General features: G+C 61.7%; 18 protein-coding genes. 9 read left to right on the top strand and 9 right to left on the bottom strand.

Translation table 11 applies throughout. The features are described from left to right. Positions 1 to 21: 21 nt before the first annotated feature. The 4 genes from rpoH to ftsY all read right to left on the bottom strand — a co-directional run bounded on the left by rpoH (position 22) and on the right by ftsY (position 4,118). Positions 22 to 876, bottom strand: a complete 855-nt coding sequence (gene rpoH, locus HU811_RS03300; protein ID WP_092395442.1) for an RNA polymerase sigma factor RpoH — start codon at positions 874 to 876, stop codon at positions 22 to 24. 112 nt (positions 877 to 988) lie between these two features. Further along, complete coding sequence (gene ftsX, locus HU811_RS03295) at positions 989 to 2,011, bottom strand: permease-like cell division protein FtsX (protein WP_186653919.1); 1,023 nt, start codon at positions 2,009 to 2,011, stop codon at positions 989 to 991. Then, positions 2,008 to 2,679: a cell division ATP-binding protein FtsE gene (gene ftsE, locus HU811_RS03290; protein ID WP_024778908.1), complete on the bottom strand. Its 672-nt coding sequence runs from the start codon at positions 2,677 to 2,679 to the stop codon at positions 2,008 to 2,010. Before ftsE ends, ftsX begins: the two co-directional genes overlap by 4 nt. Further along, entirely contained in the window at positions 2,676 to 4,118 is a 1,443-nt protein-coding gene (ftsY, locus tag HU811_RS03285) for a signal recognition particle-docking protein FtsY (RefSeq protein ID WP_186653917.1), read from the bottom strand. The genes ftsE and ftsY overlap by 4 nt, the downstream gene beginning before the upstream one ends. Before the next feature lie 344 nt (positions 4,119 to 4,462). On the opposite strand from ftsY, the gene HU811_RS03280 reads away from it, so the two are divergent. The 4 genes from HU811_RS03280 to HU811_RS03265 are packed head-to-tail and all read left to right on the top strand — an operon-like array spanning position 4,463 to position 8,940. Continuing rightward, positions 4,463 to 5,818 carry a M16 family metallopeptidase gene (locus HU811_RS03280; protein WP_186653915.1) on the top strand — a complete coding sequence of 452 codons (1,356 nt, stop codon included), beginning with the start codon at positions 4,463 to 4,465 and terminating at the stop codon, positions 5,816 to 5,818. Beyond that, complete coding sequence (locus tag HU811_RS03275) at positions 5,811 to 7,301, top strand: M16 family metallopeptidase (RefSeq protein WP_186653913.1); 1,491 nt, start codon at positions 5,811 to 5,813, stop codon at positions 7,299 to 7,301. Before HU811_RS03280 ends, HU811_RS03275 begins: the two co-directional genes overlap by 8 nt. Next, complete coding sequence (gene rsmD, locus HU811_RS03270) at positions 7,301 to 7,912, top strand: 16S rRNA (guanine(966)-N(2))-methyltransferase RsmD (protein ID WP_092395432.1); 612 nt, start codon at positions 7,301 to 7,303, stop codon at positions 7,910 to 7,912. Before HU811_RS03275 ends, rsmD begins: the two co-directional genes overlap by 1 nt. 29 nt (positions 7,913 to 7,941) lie before the next feature. Beyond that, positions 7,942 to 8,940 (top strand): hydrolase, encoded by a 999-nt coding sequence (locus HU811_RS03265; protein WP_186653911.1) that lies wholly within the window; start codon positions 7,942 to 7,944, stop codon positions 8,938 to 8,940. Between the two features lie 130 nt (positions 8,941 to 9,070). Here the strand turns inward: HU811_RS03265 and HU811_RS03260 are convergent, their stop codons facing one another. After that, positions 9,071 to 9,925, bottom strand: a complete 855-nt coding sequence (locus tag HU811_RS03260) for a sulfurtransferase (protein ID WP_186653909.1) — start codon at positions 9,923 to 9,925, stop codon at positions 9,071 to 9,073. Positions 9,926 to 9,958: 33 nt separating this feature from the next. Beyond that, the gene (locus HU811_RS03255; protein ID WP_047226027.1) at positions 9,959 to 10,630 is read right to left on the bottom strand and encodes a TetR/AcrR family transcriptional regulator; all 672 of its coding nucleotides are present in this window, start codon (positions 10,628 to 10,630) and stop codon (positions 9,959 to 9,961) included. A gap of 148 nt (positions 10,631 to 10,778) precedes the next feature. Here HU811_RS03255 and HU811_RS03250 point away from each other — a divergent pair, with 148 nt between their 5' ends. From HU811_RS03250 to HU811_RS03230, 5 genes are all read left to right on the top strand, one after another. Then, positions 10,779 to 12,209 carry a coniferyl aldehyde dehydrogenase gene (locus tag HU811_RS03250; RefSeq protein ID WP_186653907.1) on the top strand — a complete coding sequence of 477 codons (1,431 nt, stop codon included), beginning with the start codon at positions 10,779 to 10,781 and terminating at the stop codon, positions 12,207 to 12,209. Positions 12,210 to 12,236: 27 nt separating this feature from the next. Next, a complete protein-coding gene (locus HU811_RS03245) occupies positions 12,237 to 12,782 on the top strand; it encodes a twin-arginine translocation pathway signal protein (protein WP_186653906.1) in 546 nt (181 codons plus the stop codon). A 131-nt stretch (positions 12,783 to 12,913) separates the two neighbouring features. Next, positions 12,914 to 14,509 carry a GMC family oxidoreductase gene (locus HU811_RS03240; RefSeq protein WP_186653904.1) on the top strand — a complete coding sequence of 532 codons (1,596 nt, stop codon included), beginning with the start codon at positions 12,914 to 12,916 and terminating at the stop codon, positions 14,507 to 14,509. A 115-nt stretch (positions 14,510 to 14,624) separates the two neighbouring features. Next, the gene (gene coaD, locus HU811_RS03235) at positions 14,625 to 15,104 is read left to right on the top strand and encodes a pantetheine-phosphate adenylyltransferase (protein WP_007897855.1); all 480 of its coding nucleotides are present in this window, start codon (positions 14,625 to 14,627) and stop codon (positions 15,102 to 15,104) included. A 132-nt stretch (positions 15,105 to 15,236) separates the two neighbouring features. Further along, positions 15,237 to 15,488 carry a YfhL family 4Fe-4S dicluster ferredoxin gene (locus HU811_RS03230; RefSeq protein WP_003206534.1) on the top strand — a complete coding sequence of 84 codons (252 nt, stop codon included), beginning with the start codon at positions 15,237 to 15,239 and terminating at the stop codon, positions 15,486 to 15,488. A 162-nt stretch (positions 15,489 to 15,650) separates the two neighbouring features. Here the strand turns inward: HU811_RS03230 and HU811_RS03225 are convergent, their stop codons facing one another. Genes HU811_RS03225 through HU811_RS03215 form a run of 3 tightly spaced genes read right to left on the bottom strand, consistent with a single transcriptional unit; the run spans position 15,651 to position 17,698 of the window. Further along, positions 15,651 to 15,971 (bottom strand): multidrug transporter, encoded by a 321-nt coding sequence (locus tag HU811_RS03225; protein ID WP_186653902.1) that lies wholly within the window; start codon positions 15,969 to 15,971, stop codon positions 15,651 to 15,653. Positions 15,972 to 16,025: 54 nt separating this feature from the next. After that, a complete protein-coding gene (gene mutM, locus HU811_RS03220) occupies positions 16,026 to 16,838 on the bottom strand; it encodes a bifunctional DNA-formamidopyrimidine glycosylase/DNA-(apurinic or apyrimidinic site) lyase (RefSeq protein WP_047226033.1) in 813 nt (270 codons plus the stop codon). 44 nt (positions 16,839 to 16,882) lie between these two features. After that, the gene (locus tag HU811_RS03215; protein WP_186653927.1) at positions 16,883 to 17,698 is read right to left on the bottom strand and encodes an HDOD domain-containing protein; all 816 of its coding nucleotides are present in this window, start codon (positions 17,696 to 17,698) and stop codon (positions 16,883 to 16,885) included. Between the last annotated feature and the right edge of the window lie 125 nt (positions 17,699 to 17,823).

Below are 17,823 nucleotides of genomic sequence, written 5' to 3'. Positions count from 1 at the left end.
TTTTTATGGCTGTTGCGCAGGTCAGGCAGCAATCGACGTCTTGAGCTTGTTCATCGCACTTTTCTCAAGCTGGCGAATCCGCTCGGCCGACACGTTGTACTTCTGTGCCAGGTCGTGCAGCGTGGCTTTTTCCTCGGCCAGCCAGCGCTGGTAGAGAATGTCACGACTGCGCTCGTCCAGCACTTCCAGGGCTTCGTGCAGGTTGGTGTTGGAGTTGTCACTCCAGTCGGCGTCTTCCAGTTGACGCGCCGGGTCGTACCGGTGGTCTTCCAGGTAGTTGGCCGGCGACTGGAAAGCGCTGTCGTCGTCCGCTTCGGCGGCCGGGTCGAAGGCCATGTCATGGCCGGTCAGACGACTTTCCATCTCGCGCACTTCCCGCGGCTCGACGCCCAGGCTCTCGGCCACGCGATGGACTTCTTCATTGTTCAGCCAGGCCAGACGCTTCTTCTGGCTGCGCAGGTTGAAGAACAGCTTGCGCTGGGCCTTGGTGGTCGCGACTTTCACGATGCGCCAGTTGCGCAGGATGAACTCGTGGATTTCCGCCTTGATCCAGTGCACTGCAAACGACACCAGGCGCACACCCATTTCCGGGTTGAAACGCTTGACCGCCTTCATCAGGCCGACGTTGCCTTCCTGGATCAGGTCGGCCTGGGCCAGCCCGTAGCCGGAATAGCTGCGGGCGATATGTACAACAAAACGCAGGTGGGCGAGCACCATCTGCCGAGCCGCCTCAAGATCCTGCTCATAATAGAGACTCTCGGCCAGTTCACGCTCCTGCTCGGGCGTCAGCAAAGGGATGCTGTTCACCGTGTGCACATAGGCCTCCAGGTTCGCACCCGGGACCAGAGCATAAGCAGGTTGCAAAGAAGTGGTCATACGAAAAAACCTCCGACTCACATAACTCGTGCAGTTCAGCACTGCGAAAATTGACCGGGAACCGTAGGACAAGTTCCCACAAAAACCGAAAGGTCAATACGCGCAAAAAACACTATTTTGGAGCAAGCTCACGCAAGTGGCGTGCTACCGCAATCCATGCACCGATATAACCCAACAGCACCGCGCCAAGCAAGAGCGACAGACCGTCGGCGGCTGGCACTCCGGCCAGGGAAAAATCACTGCCGTACAAACCAGCCAGCCCCACCACGGCGTCATTCAGCCAGTCCAGGCCAAATGCCAATACGCCCCAGGACAGAACCCCTGCACCGAAGCCATATAGCGCCCCCATATAAAGGAAGGGCCTGCGCACATAACTGTCCGTACCGCCGACGAGTTTAATCACTTCTATCTCGGTGCGGCGGTTTTCAATATGAAGACGAATGGTATTGCCTATCACCAAAAGTAATGCAGAAACCAGAAGCACCGTCAGACCGAAGACAAACCGGTCGCCAAGCTTGAGGATCGCCGCAAGACGCTCGACCCAGACTAGATCAAGTTGCGCCTGTTGTACCTTCGGCAACTCGGAAAGTCTTTGTCTTAATGCTTCAAGGGTTGGCTTGTCGACTTCGTCGGGTGTCACCAGTACCACACCCGGCAGCGGGTTTTCCGGCAGTTCCTTGAGGGCATCGCCCAGGCCGGACTGCTGCTGGAATTCTTCCAGCGCCTGCTCGCGACCAATGTATTCGGCGTCGGCCACGCCCGGCATGGCCTTGATCTGCTCGCGCAACGCCTGGCCTTCGGCAGGGCTCGCTTCCAGCTGCAAATACAGGGAAATCTGCGCCGCACGCTGCCAGGAGCCACCCAGGCGCTCCACATTACTTAGCAATAATGACAGGCCCATGGGCAAACTCAGGGCCACCGCCATCACCATGCAGGTAAAAAAGCTGCCGATCGGCTGCTTGCCCAGGCGCTTCAGACTGTCCAGCAGGCTGGCGCGATGGCTTTCGACCCAGGCGTGAAACAGTGTCGCGAAATCCGGGCCGTCGTCATCGTCGCGCTTCTTCTTTGGCGGCTGCGGATCGGAGGCTTTCGGAGCCACGCGCTCGGCTACCTTGGGGCTGCGGGTCGCACTCATACGCCAGCCTCCCCGTCACCGATCAGTCGACCGCGTTGCAAGGTGAGCATGCGGTGACGCATGCGCGCGATCAGGGCCAGGTCGTGACTGGCAATCAGCACGCTGGTGCCCAAGCGATTGATGTCTTCGAATACGCCCATGATTTCCGCCGCCAGACGCGGGTCCAGGTTACCGGTAGGTTCATCCGCCAGCAGCAAGGCCGGGCGATGAACGATGGCGCGGGCGATGCCCACGCGCTGTTGCTGGCCGGTGGACAGGTCGCCGGGGTACAGATCGGTCTTGTCCGACAGCGCCACACGCTCCAGGGCCGAATCCACGCGCTTGTTGATCTCGGCCTTGGACAGGCCAAGGATTTGCAAGGGCAACGCTACGTTGTTGAACACCGTGCGATCGAACAGCAACTGGTGATTCTGGAACACCACGCCGATCTGCCGACGCAAGTAAGGAATCTGGGCATTGCTGATGGTGCTCAGGTCCTGGCCGGCCAACAGCAGTTTGCCGGTGGTGGGCCGCTCCATCGCCAGCAGCAGGCGCAGCAAGGTACTTTTACCGGCGCCAGAATGGCCGGTGACAAACAGAAACTCGCCACGACGGACCCGAAAGCTCAGCTCATGCAAGCCGACGTGTCCGTTCGGATAGCGTTTACCGACCTGTTCGAAACGAATCATGAGTGCTCCCGCTCGGCAAACAGTGCCTGGACAAAGGGCTCGGCTTCAAAGGTGCGCAGATCGTCGATGCCTTCACCCACGCCGATGTAGCGAATCGGCAGACCGAACTGCTTGGCCAGGGCGAAAATCACCCCGCCCTTGGCGGTCCCGTCGAGCTTGGTCAGGGCCAGTCCGGTCAGTTGGACGGTCTGGTTGAACTGCTTGGCCTGGTTGATAGCGTTCTGGCCAGTGCCGGCGTCCAGCACCAGCAGCACCTCATGGGGCGCGTCGGCATCGAGCTTGCCGATCACCCGGCGAACCTTCTTCAACTCTTCCATCAGGTTGTCTTTGGTGTGCAGGCGACCGGCCGTGTCGGCAATCAGCACATCGATGCCACGGGCCTTGGCGGCCTGCACGGCGTCGAAAATCACTGAAGCGGAGTCGGCGCCGGTGTGCTGGGCGATTACCGGAATCTTGTTGCGCTCGCCCCACACTTGCAGCTGTTCGACCGCAGCGGCGCGGAAGGTGTCGCCGGCGGCGAGCATGACTTTCTTGCCCTCCAACTGCAGCTTCTTCGCCAGTTTGCCGATGGTCGTGGTCTTGCCGGCACCGTTGACGCCCACCACCAGGATCACGAACGGCTTGTTCTGCGCGGCAATTACCAGCGGCTGTTCCACCGGCTTGAGCATGTTGGTCAGCTCGCCCTGCAAAGACTTGTACAAAGCGTCGGCGTCGGTGAGCTGCTTGCGCGCCACCTTTTGAGTCAGGCTCTGGATGATCACCGACGTCGCCTCGACGCCCACATCGGCGGTCAGCAAGCGGGTTTCGATGTCTTCCAGCAATTCGTCGTCGATGACTTTCTTGCCCAGGAACAGGCTGGCCATGCCTTCGCCGATGCTGGCGCTGGTCTTGGACAGGCCTTGCTTGAGGCGGGCGAAGAAACCGACCTTGTTCTCTTCGGCGGCAGGCGCGGGCTCTGCGAGAGCTGGCAACTCAACTGCAACGGGCTCCGGTTCAGGGGCGGCTGGGGCTGCGACAAGCGTGACGGCAGGCACCGGCACTTCGACGGTCGGCTCCACGGCCGGGGCCGCGACGGATGGGGTGAGTGCCGGAATCGGCGGAGCGACCTGCGACGCCTGTGCGTCCTCCACCAACGCTACCGGCTCTTCCGCCACGGGCAAGGTCAGCCAGGGGGTTTGCCCTTCGGGCGGGGTCAGCGGTTGCTCGGCCACCGGCTCCGCGGCCGAGTCAGGCGCAGGCTCGGCCGGTTGCAACACCGGCTCGGCAATCGGCAGGAGAATGGGGGCAGCTTCTTCGGCCACCGCCTCGGCGTCCGGCTCAGGCAGCGGTTGCGGCTGTTCGACGACGGTTTCCTGCGGCTTCTTGCGCAGCCATCCGAACAGGCCTTTTTTCTCACCAGCCGCAGCTGGGGTCTTCTTGTCGTCGTTGGAACCAAACATGGAGGACGGCTATCTCACGGTAGCGACGCGCCACCTGGGCGCCTCGGTGATAAATATTCGATGCTGAACAGACTGCGTTTCACCCAGCTTGTTCACGCGCAACATTTTGTCGAGTTGTCCCCAGGACAGCTCAAGGTCGATTTTTTCGAAGGACTGGCGCGGCATCATCGGCGAAAACGCTGGGATCAACGAACAAACCCAGGGTTTCTTCCGAGAACCCAAACAACCCCGGACCGCGAAAAGGCCCGATAGGCGTGGCCGCCAGTAAAACGGATCAGTATCCTAGCACCCTCTCGCCCGCCGACGCTAAGACCTAGCGGGCAGCCCAACAGGTTTAAACACGAATGAATGCTCTTGCCCGCCGTGCTGCAGGCCTGCTGCTCAGCACAGTTTGTCTGCCTTTTTCAGCCTTGGCTGCCGATCCACAACCCACCCATGAATTTACCCTCGACAACGGCCTGAAGGTCGTGGTGCGCGAAGATCATCGCGCACCGGTGGTGGTGTCCCAGGTTTGGTACAAGGTTGGCTCCAGTTATGAAACCCCGGGCCAGACCGGTTTGTCCCACGCTCTGGAACACATGATGTTCAAGGGCAGCTCGAAAGTCGGCCCCGGCGAAGCTTCGCTGATCCTGCGCGACCTTGGCGCCGAAGAAAACGCCTTCACCAGCGATGACTTCACCGCCTACTACCAAGTGCTGGCGCGCGATCGCCTGGGCGTGGCCTTCGAGCTGGAAGCCGACCGTATGGCCAGCCTGCGCCTGCCACCGGAGGAGTTCAGCCGCGAGATCGAGGTGATCAAGGAAGAGCGCCGCATGCGCACCGACGACAAGCCGATGTCCAAGGCTTATGAGCGCTTCAAGGCCTTGGCTTACCCGGCCAGCGGCTACCACACCCCGACCATCGGCTGGATGGCTGACCTGGAGCGGATGAAAGTCCAGGAACTGCGCCACTGGTACGAATCCTGGTACGCGCCGAATAACGCAACCCTGGTGGTGGTCGGCGATGTCACACCCGACGAGGTCAAGACCTTGGCCCAGCGTTACTTTGGCCCGGTTGCCCGGCGCGACGTGCCGCCGGCGAAGATCCCCCTGGAACTGGCCGAACCTGGCGAGCGGCAGATTACCCTGCATGTGCAGACCCAACTGCCAAGCCTGATGCTGGCCTTCAACGTGCCAAGCATCGCCACCGCGACCGACAAACGCTCGGTCAATGCCCTTCGGCTGATCTCGGCCTTGTTGGACGGCGGCTATAGCGGGCGGATCCCGACCCAGCTGGAGCGCGGCGAAGAGCTGGTGTCCGGCGGTTCGTCGAGCTACGACGCCTTTACCCGTGGCGACACGCTGTTCACCTTGTCGGCCACGCCCAACACCCAGAAAAACAAAACCATGGCCCAGGCCGAAGCCGGTTTGTGGCGCTTGCTCGAACAGTTGAAAACCACCGCCCCGACCGCCGAGGAACTGGAGCGCGTCCGCGCTCAGGTCATCGCCGGCCTGGTGTACGAGCGCGATTCGATCACCAGCCAGGCCACCGCCATCGGCCAGCTGGAAACGGTCGGCTTGTCCTGGAAACTGATGGACACCGAGCTCGCCGAACTGCAAAGCGTGACCCCCCAAGATATCCAGAAGGCAGCCCAGCTGTATTTCACCCGCTCGCGCCTGAGCGTCGCGCACGTCCTGCCCGAGGAGAAAGCTCATGAGTGAGCGCAAATCATCGCGTCTGGTGCTGATCGGTGTGGTGTTGATCGCCCTGATCGGCGCCCTGGCCTTTTACCTGTCGCCATCCAATGACACTAACGCCAGCCAGGCGCTGGACAAAGCCAAGGCCAGCAACAAGCTGCAATCTTTGGCCGAGCTGGACGGCAAGGCACCCAGCCGTCGCCAGCTCGACGTAAAAACCTGGACAACCGCTGACGGCGCCAAGGTGTTGTTCGTCGAAGCCCGGGAATTACCGATGTTCGACCTGCGCCTGACTTTCGCCGCCGGCAGCAGCCAGGACGGCGATACACCCGGTCTGGCGCTGTTGACCAACGCCATGCTCAATGAGGGTGTAGCCGGTAAGGATGTCAGCGCGATTGCCCAAGGGTTTGAAAGCCTCGGCGCCGATTTTGGCAACGGAGCCCTGCGGGACATGGCCTTGGCGTCACTGCGCAGCCTCAGCGCGGTGGACAAGCGTGAGCCGGCGCTGAAGCTGTTCGCCGACGTCGTTGGCAAACCGACCTTCCCCGCCGATTCCTTTGCGCGCATCAAGAACCAGTTGCTGGCCGGTTTCGAGTACCAGAAGCAGAACCCCGGCAAGCTGGCGGGGCTGGAACTGATGAAGCGCCTGTACGGTGATCATCCGTATGCCCATTCCAGTGACGGTACCGCCCAAAGCATTCCACCGATCACGCGGGCCCAGGTCCAGGCTTTCCACGCCAGGGCCTATGCCGCCGGCAACGCGGTGATTGCGCTGGTGGGGGACCTGTCCCGTGCCGAAGCCGAAGCGATTGCCAATCAGGTGTCCGCCGCGCTGCCGAAAGGCCCGGCACTGGCAAAGACCGTGCAACCGGTTGAACCGAAGGCAAGCATCGGTCACATCGAGTTCCCGTCCAAGCAGACCAACCTGATGCTCGCGCAACTGGGCATCGATCGGGACGACCCGGACTATGCGGCCGTGTCCCTGGGCAACCAGATCCTCGGCGGCGGCGGTTTCGGCACACGGTTGATGACCGAAGTCCGGGAAAAGCGTGGCCTGACCTACGGCGTGTATTCCGGCTTCTCGCCGATGCAGGCCCGTGGCCCGTTCATGATCAACCTGCAGACACGCGCCGAAATGAGCGAAGGCACGCTGAAACTGGTGCAGGATGTGTTCGCCGATTACCTGAAGAACGGCCCGACCCAAAAAGAACTCGATGATGCCAAGCGTGAGCTGGCCGGCAGTTTCCCGCTGTCCACCGCCAGCAACGAGGACATTGTCGGCCAGCTCGGGGCCATGGGTTTCTATGACTTGCCGCTCAGCTACCTGGAAGACTTCATGCGTCAGTCCCAGGAACTGACCGTCGAACAGGTCAAGACCGCGCTGAACAAACACCTGAGCACGGATAAAATGGTCATCGTCACCGCCGGCCCGACCGTGCCGCAACAGCCGCTGCCGGCCCCCACTGAAAAACCTGCCGAGCAACCGCTCGGGGTTCCGGAGCACTAATGGCCCGCCCATCCAATTCCAGCAAGAAACCCGTGCACAACGGTGTGAACCAGTTGCGCATCATCGGCGGCGAATGGCGCAGCCGGCGCTTGAGCTTCCCCGACGCGCCGGGCCTGCGCCCAACCCCGGACCGGGTGCGCGAAACCCTGTTCAACTGGCTCGCGCCCTACGTGGCCGGCGCTCGGGTACTCGACCCGTTTGCCGGCAGCGGGGCATTGTTTCTTGAGGCGTTGTCCCGTGGCGCCGCCATGGGCCAGGCGCTAGACGCCAGCAGCCTGGCGGTCTCCAGCCTGAAAGAGCACCTGGGAACACTGCGTTGCACCGTCGGTCAGGTGCAGACCGCCGACGCGTTGCGCTACCTGGACAGCCAGCCGGCGACCCCCTTCGACCTGGTGTTCCTCGACCCACCGTTCAACCAGAACCTGCTGCCAGCCGTTTGCACCTTGCTCGAAGAACGTCATTGGCTTGCCGACGATGCCTGGGTCTACACTGAAAGCGAAGCCGCCCCGTCCACCCTGGGGTTGCCAGGCAACTGGCGCCTGCATCGTGAACAGAAATCCGGACGGGTGTATTACGCGTTGTGGCAACGTGTGGCAGAGGCCGTTGGCTGAACGGCTGGCCAGTGCATCGAGAAATGATCGTGTCTGCTGCATCTGAACGTTTCGTCCCGGCCCTGGGCCTTGGCAACCCGCACTTGCAAACCTTGTGGGGACCGCTGTGGCGCAAGAGCCTCCACATCGCTCGGGAACGTGAGCGCCTGTGGTTGGAAGACGGCGACTTTCTCGATCTCGACTGGCATGGCCCCCACCGAGTCGATGCGCCACTGGTGCTGGTACTTCACGGGCTGACCGGGTCTTCCAACTCGCCCTACGTGGCCGGCCTGCAACAGGCTCTTGGCAAACAGGGCTGGGCCAGCGTGGCGCTGAACTGGCGCGGTTGCTCGGGAGAACCGAACCTGTTGCCCCGCAGCTATCACTCAGGGGCCAGCGAAGACCTCGCCGCCGCCATCGCCCATCTGCGGGCCCGCCGCCCCTTGGCACCGCTGTTTGCAGTGGGCTATTCACTGGGCGGCAACGTGCTGCTCAAGCACCTGGGGGAAACGGGCGGCGACAGTCAGCTGCAAGGGGCGGTCGCGGTGTCGGTACCGTTTCGCCTCGACCAGTGTGCCGATCGCATCGGACAGGGGTTTTCCAGGTTTTATCAGGCTCATTTCATGCGCGAGATGGTGGCCTACGTGCGCAACAAGCAACGCCAGTTTCAGCACGATGGACGCCACGAAGGGCTGGCGACCCTCACGGCGCTGGGCCCTCTGGAAAACATGCGCACCTTCTGGGACTTCGATGGACGGGTGACGGCGCCGCTGCACGGCTTTTCTGACGCCGCCGACTATTACCGTCGCGCCTCCAGTCGTTACTTTCTTGGCGAGATCAGCACGCCGACCCTGGTCATCCAGGCCGCCGACGACCCTTTCGTGTTTCCCCACAGCTTGCCCGAACCTGGCGAGTTGTCAGCCTCCACCCAGCTGGAACTGCATGCACAAGGCGGGCATGTGGGTTTTGTCGACGGAAGCTTGCGCCGCCCGGGGTATTATCTGGAGCGGCGGATTCCCCACTGGCTGGCCAGCCTGGGCCAGGGATGACGGTGGTTAAACACCAAATCCCTGTGGGAGCGAGCCTGCTCGCGATTACGGTGGAACATTTGGCATCGATGCAAGCTGACCCACCGCTATCGCGAGCAGGCTCGCTCCCACATTGACTCAGGACTGACCGCTATTCGCCCTTCGCCACGCCCCGCTGCGGATCGGTGATCCACTCACTCCACGAACCGGCGTACAACCTCCCCAACGGATATCCCGCCAGGCACAAAGCAAACAGGTTATGGCATGCCGTCACGCCGGAGCCGCAATAGGCCACCAGTTCCGTCGGCGAGCGCTCTCCCAATTTCTCGGCAAAGCGCTGCTTGAGCTGGTCGACTGGCAGGAAGCGCCCATCAGCACCCAGGTTCTCGGTGAACGCTGCGCACTGTGCGCCCGGAATATGTCCGGCAACCGGATCGATCGGTTCGACTTCGCCCCTGAAACGCGGCAACGCCCGGGCATCGAGCAGGGTCATGTCCGGCTCACCGAGGCGCTGCTCAAGCGCCTCGGCACTCAACAGCAGGGTCGCGTCGGGAGAACCACTGAAGGTCCCGGGGCCGTTGACCGGTGGATCGAGACTCAAGGGCAAACCGGCAGCATGCCAAGCCTTGAGTCCGCCATCGAGGATGTAAACCCCATCGCGCTTACCCAGCCAGGCCAGCAACCACCAGGCCCGGGCGGCGTAGGCGCCAGGGCCGTCATCGTACAGAACGATGTCGCTGTCGTTGCCGATCCCCCAGGCCCGCAAACGCTTCATCAGGGCCTCAGGCTCCGGCAACGGATGGCGGCCGGTCACGCCTTTGGTGACGGGCCCACTCAGGTCGCGTTCGAGGTCAGCGAAGGATGCCCCGGCAATATGGCCTTCGGCGTAACTGCGCTGGCCGTAGTCCGGGTCCTCCAGGGCAAAACGACAATCGAGGATCACCAGTCCGGGCTGCGACCGCCTGTGTTCCAGGGCTTGAGGACTGATGAGTTGCGCAATGGGCATAACGGGCTCCTGTGGCTCGATCGAATTTGAATCCTACGCCCCTTCTTCCAGGGTCTGGGCCAGGGGGACATAGAACTCTTTGAACAGCGCATCCACCGCTTCGCGGGCCTGCTCAGTCACGAAACCGGCCTCCAGCACCAGCACTTGATAGACCCCTCGCTTGATGGCCTGCTCGCTCAAATGGTTGGAATTTTCCCGTGTGGTGCAGAGGAATCGGACCCAGGACGTGAGAATGATCCAGGCATTGAGGGTCAGGGACTCGATTTGCACCCGGTCCATTTTCAGGATACCGGCGGCCACAAAGCCCTCGTAGATAGCCGTGCCGTGAATCAGGCTACGCTGGGAAAACCGACGATAGCGCGCGGCAAGGTCCGGGTCGCTGTCCAGCAGATGCTCCAGGTCTCGGTGCAGGAAACGATAACGCCACATCGCCGAGAGCAACTCCTGCAGATAGAAGCGCTTGTCTTCGACAGTGGCCGCACGGCCTTGGGGCGGACGCAGGAAACTGTCCACCAGGTTTTCGTACTCACTGAACAATACGGCGATGATCGCCTGCTTGTTGGGGAAGTGGTAGTAGAGATTGCCCGGGGACATGTCCATGTGGGCGGCGATATGGTTGGTGCTGACGCTGCGCTCACCCTGCTGATTGAACAGCTCAAGGCTGTTTTGCACGATGCGCTCGCTGGTTTTTATTCGTATGGCCATGGCTTGAGCTTTAATTCGACGAAAGCATTGAACGGCATCTTACGACCTATCGGTCACGGGACAAACCCAAAGGCGTCACGGATGTCGGTTGACTTTTTAGAGCACAAGCTCTAGAAAACACTCACTCTAATACTATCGGTGCCCGCCCATGCCTGCCGACGTTGCTTACCTGCGCGAATCTCAACAGCACCTGGGCGAACTGCAAGCGCTTTTCGACACCCAGCGCCAAGCCTATGCCGCCCACCCCATGCCACCTGCCGAGCAGCGACGGCAATGGCTCAAGGCGTTGCGCGAGTTACTGAGCAACGAGCGACAAGCACTGATCGACGCCATCAGCCAGGACTTCAGCCATCGCAGCGCGGACGAAACGCTGCTGGCCGAGCTCATGCCGAGCCTGCACGGCATCCATTACGCCAGCCGACACCTCAAGGGCTGGATGAAACCTTCCCGGCGCAAGGTGGGCGTGGCCTTCCAGCCGGCGTCAGCCAAAGTGGTGTACCAACCGCTGGGCGTGGTCGGGGTCATCGTGCCTTGGAACTACCCACTGTTCCTGGCCATCGGGCCGCTGGTGGGTGCATTGTCGGCGGGCAACAGGGTGATGCTCAAGCTGAGCGAATCGACCCCTGCCACCGGGTTGCTGCTCAAACAACTGCTGGCGCGCATTTTCCCTCAGGATCTGGTGTGCGTGGTGCTCGGCGAGGCTGAGGTCGGCATGGCGTTTTCCAGGTTGCCCTTCGACCACTTGCTGTTCACCGGCGCCACCAGCATTGGCAAGCACGTGATGCGCGCCGCCGCCGAGAACCTGACCCCGGTCACGCTCGAACTGGGAGGCAAATCGCCCGCCATCGTGTCCGCGGACGTGCCCCTCAAGGACGCCGCCGAGCGCATTGCATTCGGCAAAACCCTGAATGCCGGACAAACCTGTGTCGCACCGGACTACGTACTGGTGCCGCAGAACCGTGTCGGGGAATTCGTTGAAGCGTATCGCGAAGCGGTTCGCGGGTTTTATCCGACCCTGACTGACAATCCGGACTACACCGCGATCATCAACGAGCGACAATTGGCGCGACTCAACGGCTACATAGGCGATGCCACCAGCAAGGGCGCATTGCTGATCGAGTTGTTCGATCGAGGTCAGGGGCGACGCATGGCCCACAGCCTGTTGCTCAACGTCAGCGATGACATGACCGTCATGCAGGACGAAATCTTCGGCCCGCTGTTACCCATCGTGCCCTATCAGGACCTGGACCAGGCATTTGCCTACATCAATCAGCGGCCTCGCCCGCTGGCGCTCTACTACTTTGGCTACAACAAGGCCGAACACCATCGCGTGCTCAACGAGACCCATTCCGGTGGTGTTTGCCTGAACGACACCCTGCTGCACGTCGCCCAGGATGACCTGCCCTTCGGCGGCATTGGCGCCTCGGGGATGGGGCACTACCACGGTCACGAAGGCTTCCTGACGTTCAGCAAGGCCAAGGGCGTACTGAGCAAACAGCGGTTCAACGCGGCGAAACTGATTTATCCACCTTACGGCAAGCCACTCCAGAAACTGATCCAGAAGTTGTTTGTCCGTTAGCCGCAGTCTTTCCGGGTAATAACAATAATGAACCCAAGCCTGACCGATATTCCTACCCTGTCACGACGCGGCCTGTTGCAGTTCAGCCTCGGCGCCAGCGCCTTCCTGGTCACCGTCGGGCTGGGTGCCAGCCTGAGCGGTTGCTCGCCCAGCCAACCGGCCAGCGGTCTGACGGCCCTGCGTAACAGCGATCTAGCGTTCTTGCGTGCCGTCATCCCGGTGACGCTGAACGGAGCCGTGGCCGCTGAGAAAATTCCCGCCGCCACTGCAGCCACCTTGCAAAACCTCGACATCAGCCTGGCTCATCTGTCTCCGGCCATGCTCAAGCTCACCCGCCAACTGTTCGACGTGCTCACGCTGGGCATCACCCGCGGGCCGCTGACCGGAGTCTGGGGCTCGTGGGAAAACGCCAACGCCGATGACATCCAAAAGTTTCTCGAACGGTGGGAAAACAGCGCGCTGGACCTTCTGCGCCAGGGCCACAGCTCACTGCTGCAAATGGTCATGATGGCGTGGTACAGCCGGGCCGAGGCCTGGGCGCATTGCGGATACCCGGGGCCGCCGAAGATTTGAAACCGAGCTGGCTCTATCGCGGGCAAGCCTTGCTCCCACAGTAGATCGCCGGGCACCTGTGGGAGCAAAGCTTGCTCGCGATGGCTGACTCAAGCGCCGCCCCCACTCAGACACAACAAGAGAACCCGAACATGCCCGTACTCGACCCCTTCCGCGAAGGCCTGGCCCGCGGCTGGACCACCTACAACGGTGCGCAGTTGACCCAGGACCTGCCCCTGGAAGCGGACGTTGCGATCATCGGCAGCGGCGCCGGCGGGGGCACCACGGCCGAAATCCTCAGCGCCGCCGGCTACAAGGTGGTGTTGATCGAGGAGGGGCCGCTCAAGACCAGCCATGACTTCAAGCTGCTCGAAGACCAGGCCTACACCAGCCTTTACCAGGAAGGCCTCGGACGCATGAGCAAGGACGGTGCCATCACCATTCTCCAGGGTCGCGCGGTGGGTGGCACGACATTGATCAACTGGACCTCCTGCTTCCGCACGCCCAACCAGACCCTCGACCACTGGGCGACCGAGCACAACGTCAAGGGTCACAGCCCCGCAGAAATGGCGCCTTGGTTTGAACAGATGGAGCGACGCCTGGGTGTGGCGCCCTGGCTGGTCCCGCCCAATGCCAACAACGACGTGATCCGCAAAGGCTGTGAACAACTGGGCTATAGCTGGCACGTCATCCCGCGCAATGTGCGCGGTTGCTGGAACCTGGGCTATTGCGGCATGGGCTGCCCGACCAACGCCAAGCAGTCGATGCTGGTCACCACCATTCCGGCCACGTTGGACAAGGGCGGCGCGCTGCTTTACCTGGCACGGGCCGAACGACTAATGATCAAAAACGATGCGGTTGTCAGCCTGGAATGCCTGGCCATGGACGAGCGCTGCGTGGCGCCGACAGGGCGACACGTCACAGTCAAGGCGCGGCATTACGTGCTGGCCGGCGGCGGCATCAACAGCCCGGCCTTGCTGTTGCGCTCCGAAGCGCCGGACCCGCACGAGCGCCTGGGGAAACGCACCTTCCTGCACCTGGTGAACATGTCGGCCGGGCAATTCGACGAAGTGATCAATCCGTTCTACGGCGCACCACAATCGATTTATTCAGATCATTTCCAGTGGCAGGACGGTGCCACCGGCAAGATGTCCTACAAACTGGAAGTCCCACCCCTGCACCCGGCCCTCGCCGCCGCGCTACTGGGCGGGTTTGGCAGCGAGAATGCCGAACATATGGCGCAACTGCCCCACACCCACGCCATGCTGGCGCTGATGCGTGACGGTTTTCACCCGGACAGCAGCGGCGGCAACGTTCAGTTGCGCAGTGACGGCACACCTGTGCTCGACTACGCAGTGTCGCCCTACGCCTGGGACGGTTTGCGCCGAGCGTTTCACAGCATGGCCGAGATTCAGTTTGCCGGCGGCGCCAGGGCGGTCATGCCGATGCACAGCGACGCCGGTTACGTGAAAACCCTGGCCCAGGCCCGTACGCTGATCGACGGCCTGGACCTCGCCCTGTACCGCACACGCCTGGGCAGCGCCCACGTGATGGGTGGTTGCGCCATGGGCGAAGATCCGAAAAGCGCCGTCACCGACAGCCTTGGGCGTCATCATCAATTGAGTAATCTTTCCATCCATGACGGCTCGCTGTTCCCCACCAGCATCGGTGCCAACCCCCAGCTATCGGTGTACGGCCTGACCGCTCAACTGGCGACAGCGCTGGCCGAACGTCTGAAAAAATCATGAATATATGGATTATTCGCACTGTCTATAGTGCTTACTTACCTTACAGCCGACTTGGCCGACCGAGTAGGCTGCGATACCATCCGACTCCCCAACGGACACCCGCCAGGACGACGCGATGAACCGAGTGTTGTACCCAGGTACCTTCGACCCTATTACCAAGGGCCATGGCGATCTGGTCGAACGCGCCTCGCGCCTGTTCGACCATGTGATCATCGCCGTCGCCGCCAGCCCGAAGAAAAACCCGCTGTTCCCGCTGGAGCAACGTGTTGAGCTGGCCCGCGAGGTCACCAAACATCTGCCCAACGTGGAAGTGGTCGGCTTTTCGACGCTGCTGGCGCACTTTGCCAAGGAAAAGAACGCCAATGTGTTCCTGCGTGGCCTGCGTGCGGTCTCGGACTTCGAATACGAGTTCCAACTGGCCAACATGAACCGCCAGTTGGCGCCGGACGTCGAGAGCCTGTTCCTGACGCCGTCGGAGCGCTACTCCTTCATTTCTTCGACCCTGGTGCGGGAAATTGCCGCCCTGGGCGGTGATATCACCAAGTTCGTCCACCCAGCCGTGGCCGATGCCTTGACCCTACGCTTCAAGAAATAACCCGCCGGCTGCGATCCGTCGCAGCTGACACAGGCGCAGTCCATCGCACCCGCGTGCACTGCGCTCGCCAATGCGGCACAATTGCGCATTCGTTTTCAGATGCCCGGGCTCAATGCCCCGGCAGGAGCCTGCATGTCCCTGATCATCACCGACGACTGCATCAATTGCGACGTCTGCGAACCTGAGTGCCCGAACGAGGCCATCTCCCAAGGCGAAGAGATCTACGTCATCGACCCGAACCTGTGCACCCAGTGCGTCGGCCACTACGACGAACCCCAGTGCCAGCAGGTCTGCCCGGTGGATTGCATTCCGCTGGACGAGGCCCATCCGGAAACGGAAGAACAGTTGATGGCGAAATATCGCAAGATTACTGGCAAGGCTTGAGCCAGAAGACTCTGTAGCGCTTGTGCGGGCCTCTTCGCGAGCAAGCCCGCTCCCACAGGGATCGGCTATGTCCACAGTATCTGTGTCTTAAGCAAATCCCTTGTGGGAGCGGGCTTGCTCGCGAAGGGGCCATCAGCAACCCCAGAGATTCAACTGCCGGCCTCACTCCTGCTGCTCAAACCCCTCCCCCACACACCCCAGACACCGCACAAACGTCGCCTTCGCCGGGTCCACCACCAACGCCTTCCCCGCATCACCGACGCCACCGCCCAACGCAGTGAAGGGTAACGACAGCACGAATGCCCCGGTACCGATCACCGTGGCGGCGAGCAGCAATGGGCGGGCGATCAGCAGGTCGCCGATCATGGCGTAGGCAGGTGGATTCTGGATGGTGTAGCGCGGGTCGCCGCTGCCGCTGTTTGCCTGGGCAGGCAAACCGAGACACAACAGCAGCGCGAGGACGACAGGTCGAAGCAGATTCATGGGGCGATCCTTCGGGCTAGCAGTATGACTACTGACTATAGACCGTAGGACGGATCAGCTCTGGCAGCGTGGGCACCAGACACTGGCTCGCTGACCCAGGCGGATTTCCCGCAGCCCCGTGCCGCAGACCTTACAGGACTCACCGCCCCGGCCATACACGAACAGTTCCTGCTGAAAGTAACCCGGCTGGCCGTCTCCCCCGATGAAATCACGCAGGGTTGTACCGCCGCGCTCGATGGCATGGGCAAGGATGCGTTTGATCTCGATCGCCAGTTTCAGGTAGCGCGCCCGGGAAATGCCCCCGGCCTCGCGACGCGGGTCGATCCCGGCAGCGAACAGCGCTTCGGTCGCATAAATATTGCCCACCCCAACCACCACCGCGTTATCCATGATGAACGGCTTGACCGCCATGGAGCGTCCTCGCGAAAGCTGGAACAGACGCTCTCCATCGAAGAGATCGGTCAACGGTTCCGGCCCGAGGCGAATCAGCAGTTCGTGGTTGAGCGGGTCGAGGCTCCAGAGCATCGCCCCGAAGCGGCGCGGGTCGGTGTAGCGCAAGGCCAGGCCGGATTCCAGCTCGATGTCCACATGCTCATGCTTGGCGGCGGGCATGCCGACTTCCACCAAGCGCAGGTTACCGGACATGCCCAAGTGGCTGATCAAGGTGCCGACTTCGGCGTTGATCAGCAGGTACTTGGCCCGTCGTTCCACCAACACGATCCGCTGCCCCGACAGTCGCACGTCAAGGTCTTCGGGAATCGGCCAGCGCAAGCGCCGGTCGCGCACGACCACGCGGCTGACACGCTGCCCTTCCAGGTGGGGCGCAATTCCGCGGCGGGTGGTTTCGACTTCCGGCAGTTCTGGCATGGTGTTCTCGAATAAGGTGAAGGCCTGGTGCTGGTTTTCGATGCTTAGCGCGTGGCGAGGTCGCGAATTTCCTGTTTCTGGGTCTGGAAATCGTATTCCGACAAACCGATGTAATCGAGCACCAGAGCGCCGACACAGGCCCACTCATGATCGATCGGCTGATTGCCCAGGACCCGGTGCGATGCGCAGATGTTTTCGGACATCTTCAGGATCGCCAGCAGGTTTTTCAGCTGACTGTTGTTGCGTGACGTCTCATCGCTGAAAATCGCCAGGGCGTTGTGGTGGTTGGCGATGGCCTGGCTGACATGGTCCGGCAGGCGCCAGGATTTGGAAGTGTAATACCCGACCACCGCATGGTTGGTGTTGAATTCGCGGTTCTCGGTGTCCACCACCCGGCACTCGGCGCTGGCATTGGCGTAGGCCTGCTCCAGCACACTCATGTAGTTGGGGAACTGCTTGAGCATCAACGGCACGCCACAATCGTGGAACAGCCCCAAAGCGTAGGCTTCATCACCGTTTTCCAGGCCGACGCGCTTGGCCAGGGTCAGGCAGGTCATCGCCACGTCCTGGGCCGTATCCCAGAAGCGATTGAGGGTGAGGATGGCATCATCGTGCAACTCGCCCTTGATCGACTGCGCGTTGATCAGGTTGATGATCGAACGGCTGCCCAGCAGGTTCACCGCGCGCTGGATCGAAGTGATCTTGTTGCGCAGGCCGTAGTACGGCGAATTGACGATCTTGAGCAGCGCACCCGAGAGGCCCGGGTCATGGGAGATCAGCTTGGCAATGGTCTCCAGATCCGGATCAGGCATGTATTGCTCCATCTGCAGATCCACCATGATCTGCGGCTGGGGCGGCACACTGATGCCTTGCAGGGACTGTTGGATCTGTTCGGCGGAAAGCTCTTGGGACATGGGCATACACTCTGGGTCAGGCGGCGATTCTAACCCTTAAAGATGGATCCGATACACCGTTGGGCAAATCA

The sequence above is a fragment of the Pseudomonas tehranensis genome (genome assembly GCF_014268615.1).
In the GTDB taxonomy this organism is placed as follows: Bacteria; Pseudomonadota; Gammaproteobacteria; order Pseudomonadales; family Pseudomonadaceae; genus Aquipseudomonas; species Aquipseudomonas tehranensis.
This window is presented reverse-complemented; position numbering and strand designations above follow the sequence as displayed.